Source organism: Thermoanaerobacterium sp. RBIITD (assembly GCF_900205865.1).
Lineage (GTDB): Bacteria > Bacillota > Thermoanaerobacteria > Thermoanaerobacterales > Thermoanaerobacteraceae > Thermoanaerobacterium.
Genome location: NZ_LT906662.1, coordinates 2,298,155 through 2,322,161 on the forward strand (window position 1 = coordinate 2,298,155; position 24,007 = coordinate 2,322,161).

The window sequence follows — 24,007 nt, forward strand, 5'->3', positions numbered from 1 at the left end:
ATAAATGGATATATATAATTTTGACAAAAGACAAATTCCTATAATTGATAAATATGATGTTATAGTTGTTGGTGGCGGTACAGCTGGCTCTACAGCCGCAATTGCATCAGCAAGGGAAGGTCTTAAAACACTACTAATTGAAAAATATGGATTTCTTGGTGGTTCATCGACAGCGTCACAAGTTATGCCAATGATGCATGTCAATATAGAAAGCAACCCTGCGTCATCAATCGACAAAGAAATCCGGAAACGACTTATGAATTCCGGGTATGGTGCGAAAGATCCATATGGAAACGATGGATGGTTTAATCCTGAAATGATGAAATTTGTCCTTGAAGAGATGTTTCTAGAATATGGTGGCATAATTTTATATGATACTGATTTTATAGATGCGATAGTAGACGAAAATACAATAAATGGTATTATAGTAAATAATAGATCTGGACTAAATGCAATAATGGGAAAGATAGTAATTGATTGTACCGGTGATGCTAATGTGGCATTTTCTTCTGGTGTACCATGCTTTATTGGTGATGAAAAAACAGGCAAAAATCAGGCAATTTCTTTACGATTTATGATAGGAAATATTGATCTTATAAGGTTTCAGTCATTTCTTAAAGATATTGGCCAGAATTGGGGATTAGACTATCCACTTATTGAAACTGCAATGGTATGGAAGAGCGGCTTCCCTCTCGAAAGTATTTTTAAAAAAGGCCTTGAGAATAAAGAAATTAATTACGAGGATGGGGCTTACTTTCAAGCATTTTCTATACCTGGTATGCCAGGTGTAATGTCATTTAATTGTCCGGAGATTCCAGATATTAATGATTCAATTAATGCAGAAAAAATATCTTATTCATACCAAAAAGGCAGAGAAATGATTCAAAGGCTTTATAAATTCTTAAAAAAATATTTATCAGGTTTTGAAGAAAGTTATATATTGTCTGTTGCACCTATGATAGGAATAAGAGAATCAAGAAGAATTAGAGGAAAGTATGTTTTAAGCATTAATGATTATAACAATAGGTCAAAATTTGATGATGCAATTGCAAAAACGGCATATCCTGTTGACATACATGGTATGAGAGCGGAGTATGAGGTAATTCCACTTAAAAATAACGAATACTTCGAAATACCATTTAGATGTCTTGTACCGTTAAATATAGATGGGTTATTAGTTGCCGGAAGATGTATATCTTCAACCTTTATAGCCCAATCATCCATCAGAATTCAACCAACGTGCAGAGCAACAGGTGAAGCCGCAGGAATTGCTGCTGCCCATTGTATTAAATATAATATTAAAGTAAGTGAAATAGAAGGAAGTGACATAAGGAAAATTATGAGAACTTACGGTTATAATATATAAAACCGAATATTTAAGGGGGAAAAATATGATAGTAATTGATAATATCTCGATAGCGGATGTTGATGAGATATTACATCTATGGAAAAATAATTTTGATGAAAAATATCATATCGATAAAAATACATTTATAAAGAAAGTTTTTGATGATATTGATTTTTATTATGACGATTCGTTTATTCTGAAAATTGATGGGAAAATCATTGGAGTTATAATAATTAAATTAAATAATAGGAATATAAAAGAGTATGATAATTGTGCATGGTTAAATACTCTGCTGATTGACAAAAGATTTAGAAAACATGGTTATGGTTCATTACTTTATGGAAATTCCGAAGAAAAGCTTAAAGATTTAGGAATAAAAAAAATATTGCTTGGCGGTGATGTATATAATTTCTTTTCTGGAATTCCGGAACCGAAAAGCGATGTAGAATTGTTCTTTAAGAAGAAAGGTTTTAAGTTAAATGAATTTCACTATGATTTAATGGCAGATGTTTCAGAATTAGATTTTAACAAGTTAGATATAGAGATTAATATGGAAAGTGTTTTTTTAGTAAAAGAACTTCAATTAAATAATATAGAGAAGCTTAACAAGTTTTTCGATAAAAATTTTCCTGGTAGGTGGAAATATGAAATTAATAATTATATTAAATATAACGGCGATTTAAGAAATGTAATATTGTTATGGAATCAAAATGATATAATAGGTTTTTGTAAAATTGATATTAATATAAATAAAAATGGTTCACTTGGACCAATTGGAATTGATAAAAATTATCGAGGCAAAAAATTAGGGAATAAGCTTTTATGTGAGTCACTAAAATTCTTAAAATCGAGAGGTACAAAAAATGTTTTTATAGATTGGACAATTCTTAAAGAATTTTATGGACAATTTGGCTTCAAACCATATAAGTTTTTTAAAAGTGGATTTAAAGAAATTGGAGGAATTCTAAATGTGCAATAAAGTAATGTACATACCACTTGATGAAAGGCCGTGCAATTACATATATCCTAAAATGATAATGGATATAAGTGATATTGAAATGATTGAACCTCCTTTAGACATACTGGGTAATAAAAAGATTCCTGCTGATATAGATAAGCTTTCGGGATGGATTATTAATAATATCAATAATGTAAGCTATCTTATATTATCGATTGATATGCTTTTATATGGAGGAATTGTTCCATCGAGACTTCATAAGAAAACAACAGAAGATTGTATTAAAAGACTTGAGACATTGAAAAAATTAAAATCAATAAATAAAAATCTAAAAATAATAGGGTTCAATCTTATCATGAGGGCACCATCATATAATAGTTCTGATGAAGAACCAGATTACTATGAAAATTACGGTGAAAAAATATTTCAATATGGGGTTATATCAGATAAATTAGAGCTTAATATTGCGTCGGATGATGATATTAGCAATCTCAATAAAATCAAAAATGAAATTCCTGAAGATGCTCTTGAAGACTTATTAAATAGAAGGCAAGTAAATCATATAATCAATTTGAAAGTTGTAGACTTTGTAAAAGAAGGAATAATTGATTTTTTAGTTATTCCCATGGATGATTGTTCGAAGTATGGATTTTCTGCAAGAGAACGCAGAAAAGTCATGAAATATGTTGACGACCTTGATTTAACAGATAGGATATATTCATATCCTGGTGCAGACGAAGTGGGATGTGTACTCACTGCAAGAGTATTTAATAATATAAAGGGCATAAAACCAACGGTTTTCATAAGATATTCATCAGATATAGGCAGTACATTAATACCTAAATATGAAGACAGATCTCTTAATGAAACTGTGAAATACCAAGTTATATCTTCAGGTGGAATAATTGTAAATGATAGCTCCGAAGCTGATTTCATTTTAATGATAAATCCACCATCTGATATTACATTGAAATTAGCAGATAATTGGCAGTCGATATTGAGTAAAGAGGATGTCAATGATCCTGAAAGAAATCTAAATGAATTTGTAGAAACGATTGATTATTATATTAAGAAAGGTAAATTATGTGCAGTGGCAGATGTTGCTATGCCAAATGGTGCTGATAATCGTTTAATGATGCTAATTAAGAAATATAAGCTATTAAATAAGCTTCTTTCATATGGAGGATGGAATACATCATCAAATACGCTGGGGACAGTTATATCCCATAGCATGATTTCATCTTGCTATTTAAACAAAAACATATATACACAAGAACAAATGATTGCTTCCGAAAAATTTCTATTTCTTAGGTATCTTGAAGATTGGGGTTATCAACATTTTGTAAGGTCATCTGTAACAGATTTATTAAGCATATATGGTCTTAATTATTTTAGCTTGAAGGATAAAGGCAACCTAATATCTGATATAATAAAAAAGAAGCTTTATGAATTTAGAGATAGATATTTAAACGACTTTCATTATGACTTTGATGTATATATGCCTTGGAATAGGATGTTTGAAGTTGGTATAAAGATTGGAGGATAAAGATGTTTGATATTATTCCAGAACCTAAAGAAATATTTTATACAGGTAAAGAAAAGATATATAAAGAATCTGTAAAAATCCTACTTAATAGAAATGCTGTTTTTAAAAAATTTCCCGACTTTATAAAAATAGTCAAAATGAATGGGGACATAAAGTTAATATTAAATAAAAATGATACAATACCAAGCGAAGGTTACAAAATAACTATTAAAGATGATGTCATTATAGAGTATGGCGATGATAGAGGATGCCAATTTGCCGTTGACACATTTTTAAGTTTGTTTGAGAAAACTGGAGATTATATTATTTTGCCCGAAATAGAAATAATCGATTGGCCTTCATTTAAGATGAGGGGCGTTATTGAAGGTTTTTATGGTAAACCATGGAGCTATGAAGACAGGCTCGAAATGATATCATTTTTGAGAAAATGCAAGATGAACACATATTTCTATGCGCCAAAGGATGATCCATTCCATAGGGAAAAATGGAGGGAACAATATTCTGATGAGCTATTTAATAAATTAGATAATCTTATTAAGAAGTGCAAAGACGAAAGTGTGGACTTTATTTTTTCTATAAGCCCAGGTAACTCTATAAAATACACTGATGAAAATGACTTTAGATTATTATGTGAAAAATACAATGCAATTGCAGATAAAGGCATAAGGAAATTTGCTTTACTATTAGATGATATTGATTATAAATTAAAATATAAAGAGGATGTTGATAAGTTTATAACGCTTGGAAATGCACATGCATATTTATGCAATAAGATTTTTAATTATCTTGAAGGTAAATACGGCAATATTGAATTTATAATATGTCCAACGGAATATCATCAAACTGGGGATTCTGAATACAGAAAAAGTCTCAGAGTAAATCTCGATGAAAATATATTAGTTATTTGGACAGGAATAGGCGTATGTGCACCGACGATATCATCTGATGATGCCGACAAAATATCAAGTATATATGAACATAAGCTTTTATTATGGGATAACTATCCTGTAAATGATTATTCGAAGAATAATTTGTATTTAGGAGCAGTAATAAATAGGAGCCGTGATTTGTATAAGCACAATAACCAGTTTATTCTATCAAACCCTATGAATCAGGCAGAAGCATCGAAGATTTCTCTTATTACGTATTCATATTATATGTGGAATCCTGAAGGATATAATCCCGAAATAGCACTTAAAAAAGCATATAAGGATATTGGTGGGGATGGATGGCATTATATTAAAATATTGTGTGAAAATGCAGAAAATCCGCCTATGTGGCCTTTAATGACTCACGTAGGGTGGTTAATAGAAAAATATAAGCTAACAAAAAATAATACGGTGCTGGAAGAACTCAGTAATTTATTTGAAGACATATATAAGTTACCGGAAAATTTAGAAATGTTCGTAGATAATAAAAGATTTTTAGAAGATATAAGACCATGGTATAAAAGAATTAAGTTAGATGGTGAAATAGGGAAAGTAGCTATAAATGTAATAAAAGGAAAAGAAAATGTATGTGCTCTAAAAGAATTACTAAATGAAAGTACAAAAATTGAAAATAAATATTTGGACAAAACTGTATATAATTTTTATAATAACATAGCTGATGAATTGGGGTGAAGGTAATATGAGCAAAATTATGGTTGTAGGAAGTATAAACATGGATATAATCTTAAAGGTCGCTCATATCCCATCGATTGGAGAAACGATAATCGCAAAAACATGTAAAAAAGTGGAGAAAGAAAATGAGCAAATCAAGCGGTAGCATATGCTAAACTAGGCGGTAATGTTTATATGATTGGTCGAGTTGGTAGAGATGAAAATGGTAAAATATTTGTACAACGACTTAAAAAATATGGTATTAATGTTGAAGGTATTGTTTTAGACGATAATGTGCAAAATGGATTGTTATAAAAGAGGTATAAAAGTAATATTAAATCCAGCGCCAGCTATCACATTACTGAAAAAAATATAAATTTATTTATTTGATTGTACCAAATGAAATGGAATTATCTATCTTAACAAAAAAGATTATTACTAATAAAGAATTTTTAAATGATGCATCGTGTGTTTTACTTAATAAGGGTGTAAAAAACGTTATTACAACGCTTGGCGAGAAAGTTCCTTCTTAATGAATAATGAAATTATCAAATATTATTCTTTAATTAAAGTTAATGCAGTTGACACAACCGCTGCGGGTGATACCTATATAGGTGCATTAGCTACATTACTTAGTGAAAATAAAAGCATTGATGCAACATATGCATCTGCAATAGCAGTGACGAGGGAAGGTGGCCAAGTATCAATTCATTATAGAGACAAAGTTAATAAATTTATAATAAGGTATAGGTGATGGTAACATGCAGACATGGTATTTAACGAACTGGGAAAGAGTACAATTGGAATTAATACAGGCCGATGAAGAAGGAAAAGACATAAAAGATTATAATGAAAAAGTAAAATCTATTGAAAATGAACCATATGACAAGAGAGAAAAATATTCGGGTCTACTACTTGGCGAATTGAATCAATTACCCGTAAAAGATGATTTTCCATATAAAGAACCAAATACATTAGAAGAAATTAAAAATAATATTATAGAAGTGCCAAAAATAGACATAAATCTTAGTGATGAAATTATATATGATAAAATCTATGGTGCATGGCTAGGTAGGATAGCAGGAAATTGGCTTGGACAACCATTAGAAGTATATAGTATGGCTATGGGTAAAAATAGCATAAAAGCTTTTTTAAAAGAGATTGGAAAGTGGCCGTTAAATGAATATATAGATTTTGATTTAGATGATATGATTTATGAGAAATTTAAACTTGATAAAAATTTAAAGAAATATAGTTATGATAAAGGACATAGCCCAGAGGATGACGATATTAATTATACAGTGTTGTGCCTTGAAATTATAAAAAAGTATGGATATGATTTTACTTCTGAAGATGTTGCTGAAGCATGGTTAAATTGTCTTCCTATATTGCATACATGTACAGCTGAACGTGTAGCATATTCCAACTTATGTCAACTTATTATGCCACCAGAGTCTGCAATATATCGAAACCCTTATAGAGAATGGATCGGTGCAATGATTAGAGGAGATTTTTGGGGTTATATTAACCCAGGAAATCCGTGGGAAGCGGCTGAATATGCATATCGTGATGCATCTGTATCACATATTAAAAATGGAATATATGGCGAAATGTTTGTGTCTGCTATGTTAGCATCTGCATATGTATTTGATAATCCAATAGATGTTATTAATGCAGGGCTTTGTGTAATACCAAAGTTGAGTCGTCTTTCATTAGCAATACAGGATGTTATCAATTGGAGTAAAATCGAACCTGATTGGGAAAAATGCCTAAATAGAATATATGAGAAATATGGACATTATAATGTTGTTCATACAATAAATAATGCCTGTATAGTTGCTTTATCATTAATTTATGGTAATAAAGATTTTGGAAAATCTATATGTTTAGCTGTTATGAGTGGATTAGATACAGACTGTAATGCTGCTACGGTAGGTTCAATTGTTGGACTTATGCTTGGAGCAAAAAGATTGCCTGATAGATTCATAGAGCCTATATGCGATACCGCAATGACAGGAGTGTACGGCTATAACAAGGTTAAAGTACCAGATCTTACTAAAGAAACATTAAATTTAATAAGAAAAAGATAGGCCCCAATAAGAATTTGCTATTTCAACCCAGTAGTGCTATAATTAATTAAAATTAATAACAATAACTTATGAAGGAGGAGAGACAATGCAAAATGTCGATCTTGAAGCTGTTTTGAGAGAGCCGGGTAAGAATGCAGCCCGTAAATTAAAGGAAAAGGGCTACATTCCTGCCATTTTATACGGTAAGGGCATGGAGAGCATTCCACTGGCTGTAGAAACTAGTAAGCTTCGCACAATTGTACAAAAGCACGGCAGGAATGCCCTCCTCAATATAATAGTAAATGGTGCAACACATCAGGCTATTTTGAAAGAAGAACAGAAAGATAAACTCTCTGGGAAGGTAATACATATAGATTTTCAGAGGATTGATATGAATGAGAAGATTGAAGCTACAGTACCTCTTAAGGTTGAAGGCGTTGGGATTATTGAAAGCAAAGGATTCCTTGTTCAACATCAAATGTGGGAATTGCATGTTGAATCATTGCCTGGTTCATTACCAGAAGAAATAACCATTGATGTATCAAGAATGAATGTTGGTGACACACTGCATGTTAAAGACATAAATGTTCCAGAAGGTGTTGATAAACTCGATGCACCTGACGAAGTTGTATTAACTGTTGTTGTACCAAAGAATGCAGACGTTCCTGAGACAACAACAGAGGAAACTTCTGATACAACAACTGGAAATACAGATGAAAATAAATAAAAAGGAGCCTATAGCTCCTTTTTGCTTTTCTGAATACTTTTAAAGATATTTAACTTCAATATATACATTTCATATATGACATTAAAAAATTAAAAAAAATACATAGTAAAAAATTATTTATCAAATAATAAATTACGATAAGCGCAATATTGAAAAAATTTTAATAAAGCGAGGTAATTGTATGGTTACAAATATTGATGAATTAAAACAAAAACTTAAAGAAATAAGAGCTGCCCAGAAGATATATTCGACATACACACAAGAACAAGTTGATGAGATATTTAGGCAGGCGGCAATGGCTGCAAATGATAATAGGATAAATCTTGCAAAAGCCGCAGTAGAAGAGACTGGTATGGGCATTGTTGAGGATAAGGTCATAAAAAATCACTTCGCGGCCGAATATATATACAACAAGTATAAAGACGAGAAAACTTGTGGTATTATTGAAAGAGATGAATCGTTTGGAATAATAAAAGTTGCTGAACCAATAGGTGTTATAGCTGCAGTTATACCCACAACAAATCCAACATCGACGGCAATATTTAAGGCATTGATATCTCTTAAAACAAGAAACGGTATAATTTTTTCACCACATCCAAGAGCAAAAAAATGTACAATTGAAGCAGCAAAGATAGTTTATGAAGCAGCTGTAAAAGCTGGTGCACCAGAGGGCATAATTGGCTGGATAGATGAGCCTACACTTGAGTTAACACAGATGGTCATGAGAGAATCTGATATGATACTTGCAACAGGTGGACCGGGAATGGTAAGAGCGGCATATTCATCGGGAAAACCAGCTATAGGCGTAGGACCGGGAAATACACCTGTTATCATAGATGAAACTGCTCATATTAAAATGGCAGTTAGCTCAATACTTCTCTCTAAAACCTTCGATAATGGAGTTATATGTGCATCGGAACAGTCTGTAATTGTTATTGACTCTATTTATGATGAAGTTAAGAAGGAATTTGAAGAACGAGGTGCTTATTTCTTAAAAGGTGATGAAATAGATAAAGTAAGAGATGTGATATTTAAAAATGGATCTATTAATTCTGAGATAGTTGGTCAAAGTGCATATAAGATAGCAAATATGTCTGGTTTAAATGTGCCGGAAGATGTTAAAGTCTTAATCGGCGAAGTTGATTCAATTTCATTTGACGAACCTTTCGCACATGAAAAACTTTCGCCAATACTCGCGATGTATAGAGCAAATACATTTGATGATGCCTTAGATAAAGCTGTAAAGCTTATTGAGCTTGGTGGATTTGGGCATACGTCTGTTCTTTATACAGATCAGATTAGGTCGAGTGACAGGATCCAAAAATTTGGTGCAACGATGAAAACCGGGAGAACCATAATAAATATGCCATCATCACATGGTGCAATAGGTGACATTTATAATTTTAAATTGACTCCTTCATTAACGCTTGGATGTGGTACATGGGGAGGTAATTCTGTATCCGAAAATGTAGGTGTAAAACATCTATTAAATATCAAAAGCATTGCCGAAAGGAGAGAAAACATGCTATGGTTTAGGGTTCCAGAGAAGATATATTTTAAATATGGAAGCCTTGGAGTTGCACTTAGGGAGCTTGATAGCAGCAATAAAAAAAGAGCGTTTATAGTAACAGACAAGGTTTTGTATGACCTTGGTTTTGTCAATAAGGTTACAAAAATACTAGAAGAAATTAGAGTGGACTACCGTATATTCTTCGATGTAGAACCCGATCCAACTCTCGCAACGGCAAGAAAAGGCGCTCAGGAAATGCTTAATTTTAAGCCTGATGTAATAATAGCTGTAGGCGGTGGTTCACCGATGGATGCTGCTAAGATTATGTGGGTATTATATGAGCATCCAGAAGTCCGATTTGAAGATTTAGCATTAAGGTTTATGGACATAAGAAAGAGAGTTTATACATTCCCTAAAATGGGTGAGAAAGCAATGCTAATAGCAATTCCCACATCTGCCGGTACTGGTTCAGAAGTTACACCATTTGCGGTTATAACAGATGAAAAAACTGGTATAAAATATCCTTTAGCAGATTATGAATTGACACCAGATATGGCAATCGTTGATGCTGAGCTTATGATGAATATGCCGAGAGGATTGACGGCTGCATCTGGTATAGATGCTTTAGTACATGGGATAGAAGCATATGTATCTGTACTCGCGTCAGAATATACTAATGGTTTAGCGCTGGAAGCAATCAGGCTTATATTTAAGTATTTGCCTCAAGCTTATGAGGATGGCCCAAATAATGTAAAGGCAAGAGAAAAGATGGCACATGCTGCCACAATGGCTGGAATGGCTTTCGCAAATGCTTTTCTTGGTATATGCCATTCAATGGCACATAAGTTAGGTGCAATGCATCGTATACCACATGGTGTTGCAAATGGGCTTTTGATTGACGAAGTAATTAAATTTAATGCTGCTGACAACCCTAGAAAACAGACGGCATTTCCTCAATACAAATATCCTAATGCAAAATGGAGATACAGTGTCATTGCTGATTATTTAAGGCTTGGCGGTACTACAGAGGATGAAAAAGTTGAACTATTAATAAAAGCCATAGATGATTTAAAGAATAGGATAAATATGCCTAAGACAATAAGTGAAGCAGGTGTGTCAAGAGAGAAATTCTATGCTACACTCGATGAGATGTGTGAATCTGCTTTTGACGACCAATGTACAGGAGCAAATCCTAGATACCCATTGATTGAAGAGATCAAGCAGATGTATATAAATGCATATGAAGGTGTTAAATAAAAAAGGAGCGGTTTGCTCCTTTTTTAATAATTTATTATCTTTTTATTTTCATTTAAGAGTCTATTTGGAATGACATCATTTTTGACTAAGTCTTCATATGTTTCTCTCGCAACTATTAAATCTGATTCACCATTATTAACTAATACAGCTGCCGGACGTGGAAGGCGATTGTAATTGCTTGCCATTGAGTAATTATATGCCCCTGTGCATGTAACAGCGATAATATCACCACTTTCAAGCTGTGGAAGCTCTATATCCCATATAAGCATATCACCGGATTCACAACATTTACCGGCTATCGAAACTTTCTCAAGGTTAATCTTCCTGGCTTTGTTAGCAACTATTGCATTGTATTTTGCACCATATAATGCTGTCCTTATATTGTCAGCCATACCACCATCAACAGCAACGTATTTTCTGACGCCTGGTATATTTTTTATGGCACCGACTGTATATAAAGTTGTTCCGGCATTGCCTATAATTGAACGACCAGGCTCAACGATGATACGGGGCATTTTGATATTTAAATTAGTTGAATACTCCTCGACTGATTTCATGATTTCCCGGGCTATCAATTCTATTGGTTGTGGGTCATCCTCATCGACATATGCAATACCAAATCCACCACCTAAATCCAATTCATCAACTTCCCATCCAGTATGTTCTTTTACTTTTTTAAGAAAATTCATCATGATGTCAATTTCAGCCTTATATGAATCATAACTAAATATCTGAGAGCCTATATGACAATGTAATCCTCTTAAATTAATATTTTCGAGTGTCAATGCATATTTTATGGCATCAAGTGCATCTCCATTAAATAGTGGAAAACCAAATTTTGAATCGATCTGTCCTGTTTTTATATATTCATGGGTATGGGCTTCAACGCCAGGTGAAATCCTTAAATATATGTTAGGCTTTTTTTTCATCTTAAAAGAAAGTTCATTTAACATATTAAGCTCGAACCAATTATCGACGATGATACATCCGATATTGTATTCCAATGCCATTGTGAGCTCTTCACTGGATTTATTGTTTCCGTGGAAATAAATATTTTTAACGGGAAAATCTGCTTTTAATGCAGTATATAATTCACCGCCAGATACCACATCAAGACCTAAATTTTCTTCCTCTATGATTTTGCATATCGCAGTCGTCATAAATGCCTTACTGGCGTATATAACTTCGTTTCCTGGATAATCCTTTTTAAATCCATTATAAAAAGAACGACAATTTTTTCTTAATAATTCTTCATCAATTACATATAATGGCGTACCATATTGTCTTGCAATTTTAACTGTATCACATCCACCTATTTCAAGGTGTCCTCTCGAATTTATATGCATGCTACTTTTCAGCACAAAATCATCTCCATTTATTTTTATAGTTTAAATTATGAAAATTAATATATAAATAAAAACAGCTAAGGTATTCTCAGTAGCTGGATTCTATCAAAAGACATAGCAATACCTCCTTTCCCTAAGCGAGATAGCTCTTCACAAGTAATTAGGGTAGCTACTTGTGACAGTCCTATACTTCTTAAGCATAGGCCCAGCTTTGCAAATATTAAGGTATTTGCACGCTTCGGCGGATTTATCCCTTTCATATACTATCAACGGTTCCTTAAAACCTACAGTATACTACTCTTGATTCTCCGCTCCTCTACCTCACCTTCAAGGAAGATGAGGTACATATTTATTTTTAAATATAATAACACTAATATTAATATGTGTCAACATAGTTATACATTTTTTGGAGATAATATATTAAAGAATTTTTACGAGGAGGAAAAAGTATGCCTTGGCTTATTACAACTGTAGCTGCATGGGTGATACTTATTTTACTAATTGATTTGAAACAATTAAAATACACGTTTTGGAGTGGATTATTCGCTTTACTATGCCAGTTAATTATTGACAATATGGCTGTTCATTTGCATTTATATGAATTTAAATTTACAATAGCAAAAATTATCCATTCAGCACTTTTCTTTACTGTTGGGGCACCATTTGCCATTGGTATTTTATTTGCACAGACATATCCAAAGAATAGATTAATGAGGCTTATCGATATTATAGTCTCGACTGTATTATTTTTTATTATGGAATATGCTCTTAATTTTATAGGTGCATTAAGATATATCCATTGGGGTTACCTATATAGTATACCTATTGATATTTTAGCATTGATGTCTATGGGGAATCTGATTACAATATTTAAATTGGCACCATGGATGAGAAAAGGGAATGCCTAAGTTTATGTCTGATGATTTTATAAATTCTTGTACCCTGAGTGCAGAGAAAGGAATGAATGCTAATTTGGTTATATTTATTATGATTATTGTAGTTGACGCAATACTAGTTTATTTATGGTTTGAATATCTTGACAATATTAGTAAAAGAGATGATTAATATGATAAATAATGTACAAAAAATATTAATAAATATCATTGGTATTGCATATTTGAAATATGAGAAAACAATATTATAATATAAGTATCAAACGTTTACTAATATTAAGGGGGATTTTAGAAATGGCAGATGTTGTTCTCAAACATGTATACAAGACATATCAAGGTGGAGTAACAGCAGTTAAAGATTTTAACCTTGAAATAAAAGATAAGGAGTTTATTGTTTTAGTAGGTCCATCAGGATGTGGAAAATCAACGACATTAAGGATGGTTGCTGGACTTGAAGAGATTAGCCAGGGTGAGTTATATATAGACGGGAAATTAGTCAACGATGTTCCACCAAAGGACAGAGATATAGCTATGGTTTTCCAGAACTATGCACTTTACCCACATATGACAGTATATGATAACATGGCATTTGGACTTAAGCTTAGGAAAGTACCAAGAGCAGAAATTGATAAAAAGGTTAAAGAGGCTGCAAAGATACTTGGAATTGAAGATTATCTTAAGAGAAAACCAAAGGCATTATCAGGTGGACAAAGACAGAGGGTCGCATTAGGACGTGCTATTGTTCGTAATCCAAAGGTATTCCTTATGGATGAACCATTATCAAACTTGGATGCTAAATTAAGAGTTCAGATGAGAACAGAAATAGCAAAGCTTCATGATAGATTACAGACGACATTTATCTATGTAACACACGACCAGACAGAAGCTATGACAATGGGTTCAAGAATTGTTGTCATGAAAGATGGTGTTGTACAGCAAGTTGATAAACCACAGGTAATCTATGAACATCCAGATAATTTATTTGTTGCAGGATTTATTGGAAGCCCACAGATGAACTTTATTGATGCAAAATTGGAAAAATCCGATGGAAAAGTATATGCTGCATTCAAGGGATTCAGAGTTATTGTACCAGATGGGATTGTAAAGAGATTAAAAGATGAAAGCTATATAGGGAAAGACGTAGTACTAGGAATCAGACCAGAAGACCTCCACGATGAGGAAGTATTCCTTGATGCATATCCGGAAAGTGTTATTGAGACCAGAGTTGATGTGACAGAGCTTATGGGTTCTGAGACATATCTCTATCTAGATCTAAAAGGACAACCATTGACAGCAAGGGTTGATCCACGATCAACAGCAAAAGCTGGAGACATAATTAAGATTGGCCTTGACGTAAACAAACTCCACCTATTTGACAAAGAAACAGAAAATACAATACTCAATAGATAAAATAAAGCCTACCTATTATTCTGGTAGGCTTTATTTTATGCATACAATTTTCCGTACGGTCTGCTTCCTGCCGGATGAAGTTTTATAAATTTATGGTTCATGATTTTATCAAAGTCGTAGTCAAAATACTGGGAGAAATTTTTAACATATTTTTGAATTACTTTAATGTCATCGTCATTGACATCTTCTTTTATTACTTCTTTGCCAAGCTTATAATCTTCTACATCGCCTCTTAAGAATATCACACCGCCGTGCATTCCAGTTCCGCAATACTCTCCAACGATGTCTTTATTGTTTTTAAGATTTAAAACTATCATACATCCACCTGCCATATATTCACCAAAGAAATCACCAGGTGTGCCGCCTATAACGAGGACAGGAATTTTATCGTTATATTGTTTCATGTGTATACCGACTCTGTAACCCGCATCACTTTTAATATACATGGAGCCGCCTCTCATGCCATAACCTACAACATCACCGACATGTCCATGAACGATTATATTGCCATCATTCATCGTATTGCCAATTGCATCTTGACCGTTACCAAAAACTTCAATTGTTAAGCCGTCCATGAAAGCAGCTAAATCATTACCAGGAGTGCCCTCGATATTTATTTTTGTATTTCCTGTTAAGTTGTCACCTATATACCTTTGGCCATTAACATTTTTTAGATTAATTATATCTTCACCAGATCTGACTAATTCTTTTATCATTTCATTAAGTTCTTTGTAATAAATACCCTGTGCATTTATTGCCTTCATTATACAGCAGCCTCCTGTCCCAACATCCTTGATTTTCTGAAATCCTTTGGGAAATATACATATCCAAAATCATCTTTTAATAAATAATCCTTAAATGGTGTCACATCAATACTGTCTCTTATTAAACCAGTGTATATTCCTGCTCTATCAACATCATTAATCAATATAAATCCAACAAGCTTATTTTCTTTTAAAACAATTTTTTTATACAAATCCTTATCAAAATCTGTCTTAACCATAACTTGGTATGAATCATCTAGAGGGTTTATTATACCCGCTGTTATTATATAGGTATCTTTATAGCCTATAGAATTCATGGGAAATATACCCTTATTAACATTTTCAATTCCTATCATATTTAGACCAGCTGTTTCACCTTGCATGTAAGCATTTGGCCATATCGGAACTACCCTATTTGATTTCAAAAGCATATCGTAGCCTTCTGCAACATCACCAGCTGCATAGATATCATCAATATTAGTTTTCATATTTTTATCAACTACGATGCCGCGATTTATTTTTACAGGTGTATTTTTGACAACGTCAGTATTTGGTATTACGCCGATTGCAAATATAAGGTTATCTACAGGTAGTTCTTCACCATTTTTTAGATGAACAGTTTCGACATATTCATTGCCAATTATTTTATCAACAGTTGTACCTGTTTTTATCTTGATGCCATCTTTCATAAGCCTTTTGATTACAATTGAGGCTGACTCATTATCAAGTATCGTACTTAATATTCTGTCTGCAAGTTCTACAATTGTTACATCTGCACCAAGTGCATGCAGCCCTTCAGCAGCTTTGAAACCTATTAAACCTCCGCCGATTATAACTGCTTTAGAACCAGGTTTAATTGATGCCTTTAACTTTTTCGCCTCATCAAGTTTAATAAATGTCTGGATATTTTTCTTATTTAAGCCCTCTATTGGTGGAACAAATGGCTTTCCACCAGTTGCTATAAGCAATTTGTCATATAGTACATAATCGCCGTTTTCCAATATTACATGTTTATTATTTACATCAATGGAGGCTGCTTTAACACCTAGTATTGTTTCAACATTATTTTTACGGTAAAAGTCTTTATCCCTATATGACATATTTTCTTCCGTAACAGTGTTTGCAAGGTAATATGATATAAGTGGCCTTGAATACACATGATATTTTTCATCAGATATAACTATAATATTTGACGCTTTATCATGTTTCCTGATTGCTTCGACTGCACCGACCATTGCTGCTGAATTTCCTATTATAACAATCTTCATCTATATACCTCCTTCACTGTATACTAAAGCTTCATTGGGGCAATTTTTTACACAAGCTGGTTCACCTGCTTCAGCACAAAGGTCACATTTCGAAGCAACTTTGTTATTTAAATCTCTTATTATTGCACCATAACCACATACAAGGACACATGTCCAACACCCTACACATTTATCAGTATTGCATGTTACGACGCCAGTTATGGGGTCTTTTTGCATAGCCCCTGTTATACAAGCTTTTACACAGGGTGCATCATCACAATGCCTGCATTGAAGGGAAAATGATAAAGGACGATTCTCTTCTACTATAATTTTTGGCGTAGGCCGTACACTTTCAAATTTATAGGCTTTTAATACATCCTTATATTTTGAGTGGGACGTTATACAATATACTTCGCAAAGTTTGCAACCAATGCAAACTTCTTCTCTTGCATAAACTTTCTTCATAACAAACCTCCAAATTTCTCAATATTTTAAATCTTCATGACCTTTTAGACAACTATTAACTGCGAAGGCGCCAGATGCAAAGCATATCACGATTTCATACTATTCTCCGGCGGCAAGTATACCCAGTATGTCAAGTTCCTTCTGTGTCATACCTATTCCTCTAAGCATCAGCCTGTTGCCTTTTAAGCTTTCTATATCATTTATTCCCATGCCACCGAGCATTTCTTGTATTTCGTGGCTCCATGCTGTTATGAGATTTACAAGCCTTTTATATCCGATATCCGGATTCAATCTCTTTACGAGGTTTGGATCCTGTGTTGCGATACCCCAATTGCATTTTCCTGTATTACACTTTTGACACATATGACATCCAAGGGCAATTAAAGCAGCGGAACCAATGTAAACTGCATCTGCTCCAAGTGCGATTGCCTTTATTATATCCGCACTATTTCTTATGCTACCTGCCGCAATCAAGGAAACCGTATGTCTTATGCCTTCTGAACGAAGCCTTGAATCGACAGATGCGATTGCAAATTCTATTGGAATACCAACATTGTCTCTTATCCTCTTAGGTGCTGCGCCTGTTCCACCTCTAAAACCATCTATTGCGATATAATCTGCACCTGCTCTTGCTATACCTGATGCAATAGCAGCGACATTGTTTACTGCAGCTATTTTAACACCAACAGGTTTTTTATAATCTGTTGCTTCTTTAAGTGAATATATCAGTTGACTTAAATCTTCTATCGAATATATATCATGGTGTGGTGCTGGAGATATGGCATCACTACCTACAGGTATCATTCTCGTTTCAGATACATCTTCGCTGACTTTTTCTCCTGGTAAATGTCCGCCAATACCAGGTTTTGCACCTTGACCGATTTTTATCTCTACTGCTGCAGCAGTGTTTAAATATTCTCTATCAACACCAAACCTCCCAGATGCAACTTGTGCAATTGTGTTTTTACCATATTTGCGAAAATCTTTGTGAAGCCCGCCTTCACCCGTATTATAAAAAATACCGAGTTCTTCAGCAGCCCTTGCCAATGATGCGTGTGCATTGTAGCTTATAGAACCGTATGACATAGCGGAAAACATTATAGGAAATTCCAACTTAAGCTGTGGCGGTATCTTTGTCTTGACATTCAGGTTTTCATCAAGTTCAATCTTGTCTGGCTTCCTACCTATAAATACTCTAAGCTCCATAGGTTCCCTTAAAGGGTCTATAGAAGGGTTTGTAACTTGACTCGCATTAATGACCATCTTGTCCCAATATATAGGATATGGCCTATCATTTCCCATAGCAGAAAGGAGTACCCCACCTGTCTCAGCCTGTCTATATATATCTCTTATTGCATCATATGTCCAGTTTGCATTTTCGCGAAAAACCTGTGGATGTTTAATAATTGTCAGAGCCTGTGTCGGGCACATGACGACACATCTCTGACAATTTACACATTCTAAGTCATTCGAAACCATTTTATCGAGGTCTTCATCATAGCGGTGTACTTCATTAGCACACTGCCTCATACAAACTTTGCAATTAATACATCTATCATAATCTCTTAATACTTTAAATTCTGGCGTGAGGTAGTTTAAACTCATGCGGTAACCTCCTTTTGTTCATACAGTTCTAAAGCATTTTGTTGTTCAAGCTCGGCTATTACAGGTTCTCCACCGCGTGGAATCCAGATTTTATCAGGGCTTTTGCAAACTTCCCTTATTGCCGATTCTTCGCTTGCTACATATATCATATCACCCTTTTTAGCTGCTGTTAATGGTCTCAATTTTATTCTATCATTAATCGCTATAAATCCACCTTCATAAGTTGCTATGATAGAGAATGGACCGTTTAATAAGGCCTTGCTGTATATCATTTTTAGACTATTGTAAAGAGCCCTTTCCTTTGATGACATGCGATCAATCTGCTTCCAAAGTGGTGACGCTACTACTTTTGCTGCTAAGTTAACTGGAAGATTGTGCTTTCTTAAAAGCAAATCAAATATATATGCAGCGACTTCTGTGTCTGTCTGGAGTGTGCATACATATCCAAACTCTTCTAAGTATTTACGGTTTGTATCATATGATGAAAGCTCGCCATTATGAACGACGGAAATGTTTAATAGATTAAAGGGATGTGCACCGCCCCACCATCCGGGTGTATTTGTAGGAAATCTTCCATGGGCAGTCCACATATAGCCGCTGTACGTTTCGAGTTTGTAAAATTCTGCCACATCTTCAGGATATCCTACAGCTTTAAATACACCCATATTTTTACCACTTGAGAAGATATACGCACCATTTATATTTTTATTTACATCAAAAATAAATTTAACTGTAAAATCGTCGTCACTTAATTCTAATGCATTCAGTTTCTCAAATTTCGGCAATGCGAAATATCTGTAAATAAGCGGTGCATTGTTTATACCTTGCGTCTTTCTCGTAGGTATTTTTTCTTCAAATGCCACAACAAAATTAGCCTTTAATAAATCTTCTGTTTCCTGCTTTGCTTTTAAGCCATCATAAAACATGTGAAAAGCATAGTGATCTTTAAATTCCGGATAAATACCGTATGCGGCAAATCCTCCGCCAAGACCATTTGATCTATCATGCATCGTTGCAATGGAATCTGCTATTGTTTGACCTGTAAATACTGCGCCTGTTTGATCTATAATGCCGCTGATGGCGCAGCCAGAAGGTATCCTTATATTGCCTTCTTTCAACATTTTATAACCCCCTTAAAAATTTTTATGTGAAAGAATATTTTTGTAAATTGCAATTAACGAAAATGTTTACTATATATATCTGTCCGCAAATCACGTATTTTATAGGGATTTGCATCCATTATAAGTATTATCAATATTATATTACATTTTATAAAAATTGCAATATATAAATGATAAAAATTCATAATAAAATTTACGTTAGAATTAAATCACAATAAATTAGTGACATTTTGTGACAAAAAATTAGAAAATTCTACACTGGCTATTTTTTCTTCTACAAAATATTGTATAATTAATGTATACTAATAAATAAGGTGGTCTAATATGAATATGTACGAAAATATAAAAAAAGCTGCTAGGGATTTTCAAAAATATTTAGAGGTACCTCTATTCCTTCTCGACAAAAATAGCAAAATAATTTACACAGGTGATGAAAATATTTTAAAAAAAGAAGGATTTTTTGATGTAAATAGAGAATATATGGAGAAAAGAGATATATTTGAATGGCAAAATATAACATTTAACAACATATTTATTGAAGATAGGCTTTTCTTGACTGTTGGCATCTATGGCACTGGCGAAAAAACAGAAAATTTGCTACTAATTTTGTCAAAAGCATTTGAACATTTAAACAATCAATTATCAAAAGAAGATTTCTTATTTGAACTGCTTACTGGAAATATTGAGAAAGACGAGATTCTCTACTATATTGAAAAATATAAATTTAATAAAAAAGATTTGTATCGAATAATAATTATAGAGTCATCTGATGTAATTGATGATGCAGTTAAAATTGTAGGGCATATATTTGATAAGAATAGTTACTATACTGTAATATTAAGTACAAACAGGTTTGCGATATTACTATTAGATGTGGCTGATACTGACATAGATAAAGCAACAAGGATTTTAAAAGATACTATTGAATCTGAAGTATATATAAAGGTAAGTATAGGTGTATCAAACAAGCCGCTGGATTTGATTAACATGAATTATGGCTATAAAGAAGCATGCACTGCTTTAGAAATAGGTAAAAAGCTTGACAATGATGAAAAAGGTATATACTTCTATAACAATTATGTATTAGCTGAACTTTTAATGGGACTACCAGAAGATATAATAAAGAGATTTTTAAATGTCATGGCAGAAGGTAAATTAGATTGTTTTAATGATGATGAGCTTATGCAGACATTGAATGCATTTTTTAAAAATAGTCTCAATTTAAGTGAAACATCGAGAGATTTATATATACACAGAAATACATTAGTCTACAGGCTTGACAAGATACATAAAATGACAGAACTTGATCCGAAACAATTTGATGATGCGATGATGTTAAAAATAATTATGCTGTTGGTTAAACTTTTTAAAGATTAGAGTATTATTGCAGTAAAAATTTGAAAGGAATGTAAGCTTGCATGATAAGATTTAGTGAGGTTTCAAAAAAGTATAAAAATGATATTATAGCTATTTCAAATATAAATTTTACTATTGAAAATGGCGAATTTGTCTTTTTGGTTGGACCGAGCGGTGCAGGTAAATCGACGATATTAAAACTTTTATTAAGAGAAGAAATTCCGACAACAGGAAGTATATTTATTGACAAAAAAAATATAACGACATTAAAAAAAAGAGAAGTACCATATTTAAGAAGAACAATGGGTGTTGTATTTCAAGATTTTAGGCTTCTACCAAACAAAACTGTGTATGAAAACATCGCATTTGCAATGCAAATAGTAGAGGCAGAGCCAAAATATATAAGGAGAAGAGTCCCTATGGTTTTGTCGCTTGTAGGGTTAAGTGATAGAGCCAACTCATATCCACAGCAGCTATCAGGTGGTGAACAGCAAAGAGTATCAATAGCGAGGGCAATAGTAAATGAGCCATCAATACTTGTCGCCGATGAGCCAACGGGAAACCTTGATCCGGATACATCTTGGGAAATTGTAAAATTGATTTCAGAAATAAACAAAAGAGGTACAACCGTAATTATGGCAACACATGCTAAAGATATTGTCGATGTTATGAAAAAGAGGGTTATTGCTCTTGAAAAAGGAAATATCGTAAGAGATGAAATGAGGGGTGTTTACGGATATGAGGTTTAATACAGTAGTTTACTATATAAAGGAAGGCTTAACAAACGTAAAAAGGAATAGAGCAATGACTATAGCGTCTATTACATCTGTGACAGCAGCGCTTTTGATACTTGGTTTGTTTTTAATGATCATACTAAATGTTGATTCTATGGCGGACCAAGTTGAATCACAGCTTCAATTAAAGGCATTTATAAATGACAGCTATGATACAACAAAGGCTATGGAAGTAGGAGACAAGATAAAGGCGATAGATGGTGTAAAGTCTATTAAATTTGAATCAAAAGAGGATGCACTAAATAATTTCAAAAAGCAGTTAGGAGATAAAAGCTATTTAGTAAATGGGTTGCAGGATGATAACCCAATGCCACAATCTTTTATTGTTCAGGTATCCGACGCAAATATGATGAAACAAATTTCAAATGAGATAAAAAAGATTGATGGTGTAACACAAGTTAGTTATGGACAAGATGTAGTCGACAAACTGCTTGGAATTATAAAGATAATAAGGATAGTAGGGCTTTGCGTAATACTTATTCTCTTTATAATTTCAGTTGTTATAATTTCAAATACTATAAAACTTGGTGTATTTTCAAGGAGAAGAGAGATTAACATCATGAAGTACATCGGCGCTACAGATTGGTTTATAAGGTGGCCCTTCCTTGTTGAAGGAATTGTGCTTGGCCTTTTCGGGGCACTTTTGTCAATCATAGTATTGGGTTTATTATATGGTTATGCTACCGATATAGTAAATAACAAGCTAATAATATTTACATTATTGCCTGTTGGTAAAATACTGAGGCAATCTCTGCTGTATTTCTTGCTTATGGGATCAGTGATAGGGGCACTTGGAAGTGGTATATCAATTAAGAGATTTTTGAATGTGTGAGGAGGTATATTATTGAAGGAAGGCAGATATCGAAGAATTGCTTTTATGGTTTTGCTTTCGGTATCTATTCTTATTTCATCATCTCCGAAGGCAGACCAGTTACAGGATGCTAAAAATAAGCTTAATAATGTCCAAAATTCTATAAATCAAAACAAGGCTGCGCAAAATCAGATAGCGGAACAAAAGAAAGACCTCGCAAATGAGCTTCAAAATCTTGATATGAAGTTAAATGACACTACAAAACAATTGAATGATGCACAAAATAAGCTTAATGACATTATCGCAAAATTAAACAAAACACAACAAGACTTAGATGAGGCAAAAAAAGTTGAAGAAAAGCAGCAGAATACCTTAAAAGAAAGAGTAAGGGCTATGTACATAGGCGGTGGCGAGACAGGATACCTCGATGTACTATTGAGCTCTAAGAGCTTTGCAGATTTTATTACGAGGCTAGATGTCATCAAGAAGCTTGTAGGATTTGATGTTAATCTCCTCAATTCATATCAAAAACAAAGGCAAATTGTAGAAAATAAGGCTAAGCAGCTTGCACTTGTAAAAAAGGATGCAGAAAATTATAAAAACCAGGTAGCATTGAGAAAAAGAGATATAGAGGTTGCAATGGTATCGAGACAAGGAATTATGAGGGATTTGGAAAGACAGCAAAAACTGTACGAAGAGCAAGAACAAGCCTTATTGAACCAATCTAAACAATTGGAGGGCATTATTGCGAGCCTTCAAGCAAAATCTAGTGTTGTATATTCAGGAGGAAAATTAGGCTGGCCGGTTCCAAGCAGTTCAATTATTACATCACCTTTTGGGACAAGGTACCATCCGATATTGCATGAATATAAGACACATACGGGTATAGATATATCTGCATCTTATGGTGCAGCAGTTGTTGCAGCTGGTGATGGCAAAGTCATTTTTGCTGGATATTATGGTGGATATGGTAATGCCGTGATAATAGACCACGGTGGCGGAATATCGACATTGTATGGACACAATTCCGAGCTTCTTGTAAGTGTAGGTGATACAGTTAAAAGAGGCCAGCAGATCGCAAAAGCCGGAAGTACAGGACTTTCTACAGGTCCACACTGTCATTTCGAAGTACGTAAAAACGGTGTTCCTGTGAATCCTATGGACTGGTTAAAATAACCG

23 protein-coding genes and 1 riboswitch are annotated in these 24,007 nt (G+C 33.5%); of the genes, 17 read left to right on the forward strand and 6 right to left on the reverse strand.

From position 1 onward, the window contains the following. Positions 1 to 4: 4 nt before the first annotated feature. The 10 genes from CPG45_RS11115 to adhE all read left to right on the forward strand — a co-directional run bounded on the left by CPG45_RS11115 (position 5) and on the right by adhE (position 11,016). On the forward strand, positions 5 to 1,366 hold the full coding sequence (locus CPG45_RS11115; protein ID WP_096231948.1) for an FAD-dependent oxidoreductase: 1,362 nt from the start codon (positions 5 to 7) through the stop codon (positions 1,364 to 1,366). 25 nt (positions 1,367 to 1,391) lie between these two features. Next, positions 1,392 to 2,327 carry a GNAT family N-acetyltransferase gene (locus tag CPG45_RS11120; protein ID WP_096231950.1) on the forward strand — a complete coding sequence of 312 codons (936 nt, stop codon included), beginning with the start codon at positions 1,392 to 1,394 and terminating at the stop codon, positions 2,325 to 2,327. Then, on the forward strand, positions 2,317 to 3,852 hold the full coding sequence (locus CPG45_RS11125) for a DUF4127 family protein (RefSeq protein WP_096231951.1): 1,536 nt from the start codon (positions 2,317 to 2,319) through the stop codon (positions 3,850 to 3,852). The genes CPG45_RS11120 and CPG45_RS11125 overlap by 11 nt, the downstream gene beginning before the upstream one ends. A gap of 2 nt (positions 3,853 to 3,854) precedes the next feature. After that, on the forward strand, positions 3,855 to 5,474 hold the full coding sequence (locus tag CPG45_RS11130) for a glycoside hydrolase family 84 protein (protein WP_096231952.1): 1,620 nt from the start codon (positions 3,855 to 3,857) through the stop codon (positions 5,472 to 5,474). Positions 5,475 to 5,481: 7 nt separating this feature from the next. Continuing rightward, complete coding sequence (locus CPG45_RS17545; protein ID WP_231968720.1) at positions 5,482 to 5,619, forward strand: hypothetical protein; 138 nt, start codon at positions 5,482 to 5,484, stop codon at positions 5,617 to 5,619. A gap of 29 nt (positions 5,620 to 5,648) precedes the next feature. Then, positions 5,649 to 5,768 carry a hypothetical protein gene (locus CPG45_RS17550; RefSeq protein WP_231968721.1) on the forward strand — a complete coding sequence of 40 codons (120 nt, stop codon included), beginning with the start codon at positions 5,649 to 5,651 and terminating at the stop codon, positions 5,766 to 5,768. Between the two features lie 217 nt (positions 5,769 to 5,985). Beyond that, a complete protein-coding gene (locus tag CPG45_RS17555) occupies positions 5,986 to 6,207 on the forward strand; it encodes a PfkB family carbohydrate kinase (RefSeq protein ID WP_231968722.1) in 222 nt (73 codons plus the stop codon). Between the two features lie 7 nt (positions 6,208 to 6,214). Continuing rightward, positions 6,215 to 7,543 (forward strand): ADP-ribosylglycohydrolase family protein, encoded by a 1,329-nt coding sequence (locus CPG45_RS11140; protein ID WP_096231953.1) that lies wholly within the window; start codon positions 6,215 to 6,217, stop codon positions 7,541 to 7,543. An 85-nt stretch (positions 7,544 to 7,628) separates the two neighbouring features. Beyond that, complete coding sequence (locus tag CPG45_RS11145) at positions 7,629 to 8,249, forward strand: 50S ribosomal protein L25/general stress protein Ctc (RefSeq protein WP_096231954.1); 621 nt, start codon at positions 7,629 to 7,631, stop codon at positions 8,247 to 8,249. 181 nt (positions 8,250 to 8,430) lie between these two features. Further along, entirely contained in the window at positions 8,431 to 11,016 is a 2,586-nt protein-coding gene (adhE, locus tag CPG45_RS11150; protein WP_096231956.1) for a bifunctional acetaldehyde-CoA/alcohol dehydrogenase, read from the forward strand. Between the two features lie 23 nt (positions 11,017 to 11,039). Here the strand turns inward: adhE and lysA are convergent, their stop codons facing one another. Then, positions 11,040 to 12,362: a diaminopimelate decarboxylase gene (gene lysA, locus CPG45_RS11155; RefSeq protein ID WP_502695820.1), complete on the reverse strand. Its 1,323-nt coding sequence runs from the start codon at positions 12,360 to 12,362 to the stop codon at positions 11,040 to 11,042. Positions 12,363 to 12,497: 135 nt separating this feature from the next. Beyond that, positions 12,498 to 12,689: riboswitch (Lysine riboswitch) on the reverse strand. Between the two features lie 122 nt (positions 12,690 to 12,811). Between lysA and CPG45_RS11160 the strand changes: the two genes are divergently transcribed. The 3 genes from CPG45_RS11160 (at position 12,812) to CPG45_RS11165 (ending at position 14,665) form a co-directional block, all read left to right on the forward strand. Further along, complete coding sequence (locus CPG45_RS11160) at positions 12,812 to 13,270, forward strand: hypothetical protein (protein WP_096231958.1); 459 nt, start codon at positions 12,812 to 12,814, stop codon at positions 13,268 to 13,270. Next, positions 13,263 to 13,427, forward strand: coding sequence for a hypothetical protein (locus CPG45_RS16870; RefSeq protein WP_157732387.1), 165 nt, complete (start codon positions 13,263 to 13,265; stop codon positions 13,425 to 13,427). The genes CPG45_RS11160 and CPG45_RS16870 overlap by 8 nt, the downstream gene beginning before the upstream one ends. Positions 13,428 to 13,549: 122 nt before the next feature. Next, positions 13,550 to 14,665 carry an ABC transporter ATP-binding protein gene (locus tag CPG45_RS11165; protein WP_096231959.1) on the forward strand — a complete coding sequence of 372 codons (1,116 nt, stop codon included), beginning with the start codon at positions 13,550 to 13,552 and terminating at the stop codon, positions 14,663 to 14,665. Between the two features lie 35 nt (positions 14,666 to 14,700). On the opposite strand, the gene CPG45_RS11170 is transcribed toward CPG45_RS11165, so the two are convergent. The 5 genes from CPG45_RS11170 to CPG45_RS11190 form a co-directional block, all read right to left on the reverse strand. After that, complete coding sequence (locus tag CPG45_RS11170) at positions 14,701 to 15,429, reverse strand: GltB/FmdC/FwdC-like GXGXG domain-containing protein (RefSeq protein WP_096231960.1); 729 nt, start codon at positions 15,427 to 15,429, stop codon at positions 14,701 to 14,703. After that, positions 15,429 to 16,697, reverse strand: coding sequence for an NAD(P)/FAD-dependent oxidoreductase (locus CPG45_RS11175; RefSeq protein WP_096231962.1), 1,269 nt, complete (start codon positions 16,695 to 16,697; stop codon positions 15,429 to 15,431). Before CPG45_RS11175 ends, CPG45_RS11170 begins: the two co-directional genes overlap by 1 nt. Beyond that, on the reverse strand, positions 16,698 to 17,141 hold the full coding sequence (locus CPG45_RS11180; RefSeq protein ID WP_096231964.1) for a 4Fe-4S dicluster domain-containing protein: 444 nt from the start codon (positions 17,139 to 17,141) through the stop codon (positions 16,698 to 16,700). A gap of 99 nt (positions 17,142 to 17,240) precedes the next feature. Beyond that, positions 17,241 to 18,746, reverse strand: coding sequence for a glutamate synthase-related protein (locus CPG45_RS11185; RefSeq protein ID WP_096231965.1), 1,506 nt, complete (start codon positions 18,744 to 18,746; stop codon positions 17,241 to 17,243). Then, positions 18,743 to 19,867 (reverse strand): class II glutamine amidotransferase, encoded by a 1,125-nt coding sequence (locus tag CPG45_RS11190; RefSeq protein ID WP_096231966.1) that lies wholly within the window; start codon positions 19,865 to 19,867, stop codon positions 18,743 to 18,745. The genes CPG45_RS11185 and CPG45_RS11190 overlap by 4 nt, the downstream gene beginning before the upstream one ends. 324 nt (positions 19,868 to 20,191) lie before the next feature. On the opposite strand from CPG45_RS11190, the gene CPG45_RS11195 reads away from it, so the two are divergent. From CPG45_RS11195 to CPG45_RS11210, 4 genes are read left to right on the forward strand one after another with little or no spacing between them, the layout of a single operon-like run. Then, positions 20,192 to 21,244 carry a PucR family transcriptional regulator gene (locus CPG45_RS11195; RefSeq protein WP_096231968.1) on the forward strand — a complete coding sequence of 351 codons (1,053 nt, stop codon included), beginning with the start codon at positions 20,192 to 20,194 and terminating at the stop codon, positions 21,242 to 21,244. Between the two features lie 41 nt (positions 21,245 to 21,285). Further along, complete coding sequence (ftsE, locus tag CPG45_RS11200; protein ID WP_096231969.1) at positions 21,286 to 21,972, forward strand: cell division ATP-binding protein FtsE; 687 nt, start codon at positions 21,286 to 21,288, stop codon at positions 21,970 to 21,972. Then, on the forward strand, positions 21,962 to 22,849 hold the full coding sequence (gene ftsX, locus CPG45_RS11205; protein ID WP_096231970.1) for a permease-like cell division protein FtsX: 888 nt from the start codon (positions 21,962 to 21,964) through the stop codon (positions 22,847 to 22,849). The genes ftsE and ftsX overlap by 11 nt, the downstream gene beginning before the upstream one ends. A 12-nt stretch (positions 22,850 to 22,861) precedes the next feature. Further along, a complete protein-coding gene (locus CPG45_RS11210) occupies positions 22,862 to 24,004 on the forward strand; it encodes a murein hydrolase activator EnvC family protein (protein WP_096231971.1) in 1,143 nt (380 codons plus the stop codon). Positions 24,005 to 24,007 lie beyond the last annotated feature (3 nt).

Bases quoted from the DNA above. Each gene is read 5' to 3' on its own strand.
- CPG45_RS11120 (WP_096231950.1), top strand. From the start codon at position 1,392: ATGATAGTAATTGATAATATCTCGATAGCGGATGTTGATGAGATATTA.
- CPG45_RS11170 (WP_096231960.1), bottom strand. From the start codon at position 15,429: ATGAAGGCAATAAATGCACAGGGTATTTATTACAAAGAACTTAATGAA.
- adhE (WP_096231956.1), top strand. From the start codon at position 8,431: ATGGTTACAAATATTGATGAATTAAAACAAAAACTTAAAGAAATAAGA.
- CPG45_RS11165 (WP_096231959.1), top strand. From the start codon at position 13,550: ATGGCAGATGTTGTTCTCAAACATGTATACAAGACATATCAAGGTGGA.
- CPG45_RS17555 (WP_231968722.1), top strand. From the start codon at position 5,986: ATGAATAATGAAATTATCAAATATTATTCTTTAATTAAAGTTAATGCA.
- CPG45_RS11125 (WP_096231951.1), top strand. From the start codon at position 2,317: ATGTGCAATAAAGTAATGTACATACCACTTGATGAAAGGCCGTGCAAT.
- CPG45_RS11140 (WP_096231953.1), top strand. From the start codon at position 6,215: ATGCAGACATGGTATTTAACGAACTGGGAAAGAGTACAATTGGAATTA.
- CPG45_RS11130 (WP_096231952.1), top strand. From the start codon at position 3,855: ATGTTTGATATTATTCCAGAACCTAAAGAAATATTTTATACAGGTAAA.
- CPG45_RS11190 (WP_096231966.1), bottom strand. From the start codon at position 19,867: ATGTTGAAAGAAGGCAATATAAGGATACCTTCTGGCTGCGCCATCAGC.
- CPG45_RS17550 (WP_231968721.1), top strand. From the start codon at position 5,649: ATGATTGGTCGAGTTGGTAGAGATGAAAATGGTAAAATATTTGTACAA.
- CPG45_RS11160 (WP_096231958.1), top strand. From the start codon at position 12,812: ATGCCTTGGCTTATTACAACTGTAGCTGCATGGGTGATACTTATTTTA.
- CPG45_RS11145 (WP_096231954.1), top strand. From the start codon at position 7,629: ATGCAAAATGTCGATCTTGAAGCTGTTTTGAGAGAGCCGGGTAAGAAT.
- CPG45_RS11115 (WP_096231948.1), top strand. From the start codon at position 5: ATGGATATATATAATTTTGACAAAAGACAAATTCCTATAATTGATAAA.
- ftsX (WP_096231970.1), top strand. From the start codon at position 21,962: ATGAGGTTTAATACAGTAGTTTACTATATAAAGGAAGGCTTAACAAAC.
- CPG45_RS11180 (WP_096231964.1), bottom strand. From the start codon at position 17,141: ATGAAGAAAGTTTATGCAAGAGAAGAAGTTTGCATTGGTTGCAAACTT.
- CPG45_RS16870 (WP_157732387.1), top strand. From the start codon at position 13,263: ATGCCTAAGTTTATGTCTGATGATTTTATAAATTCTTGTACCCTGAGT.
- lysA (WP_502695820.1), bottom strand. From the start codon at position 12,362: ATGCATATAAATTCGAGAGGACACCTTGAAATAGGTGGATGTGATACA.
- ftsE (WP_096231969.1), top strand. From the start codon at position 21,286: ATGATAAGATTTAGTGAGGTTTCAAAAAAGTATAAAAATGATATTATA.
- CPG45_RS11175 (WP_096231962.1), bottom strand. From the start codon at position 16,697: ATGAAGATTGTTATAATAGGAAATTCAGCAGCAATGGTCGGTGCAGTC.
- CPG45_RS11185 (WP_096231965.1), bottom strand. From the start codon at position 18,746: ATGAGTTTAAACTACCTCACGCCAGAATTTAAAGTATTAAGAGATTAT.
- CPG45_RS17545 (WP_231968720.1), top strand. From the start codon at position 5,482: ATGAGCAAAATTATGGTTGTAGGAAGTATAAACATGGATATAATCTTA.
- CPG45_RS11195 (WP_096231968.1), top strand. From the start codon at position 20,192: ATGAATATGTACGAAAATATAAAAAAAGCTGCTAGGGATTTTCAAAAA.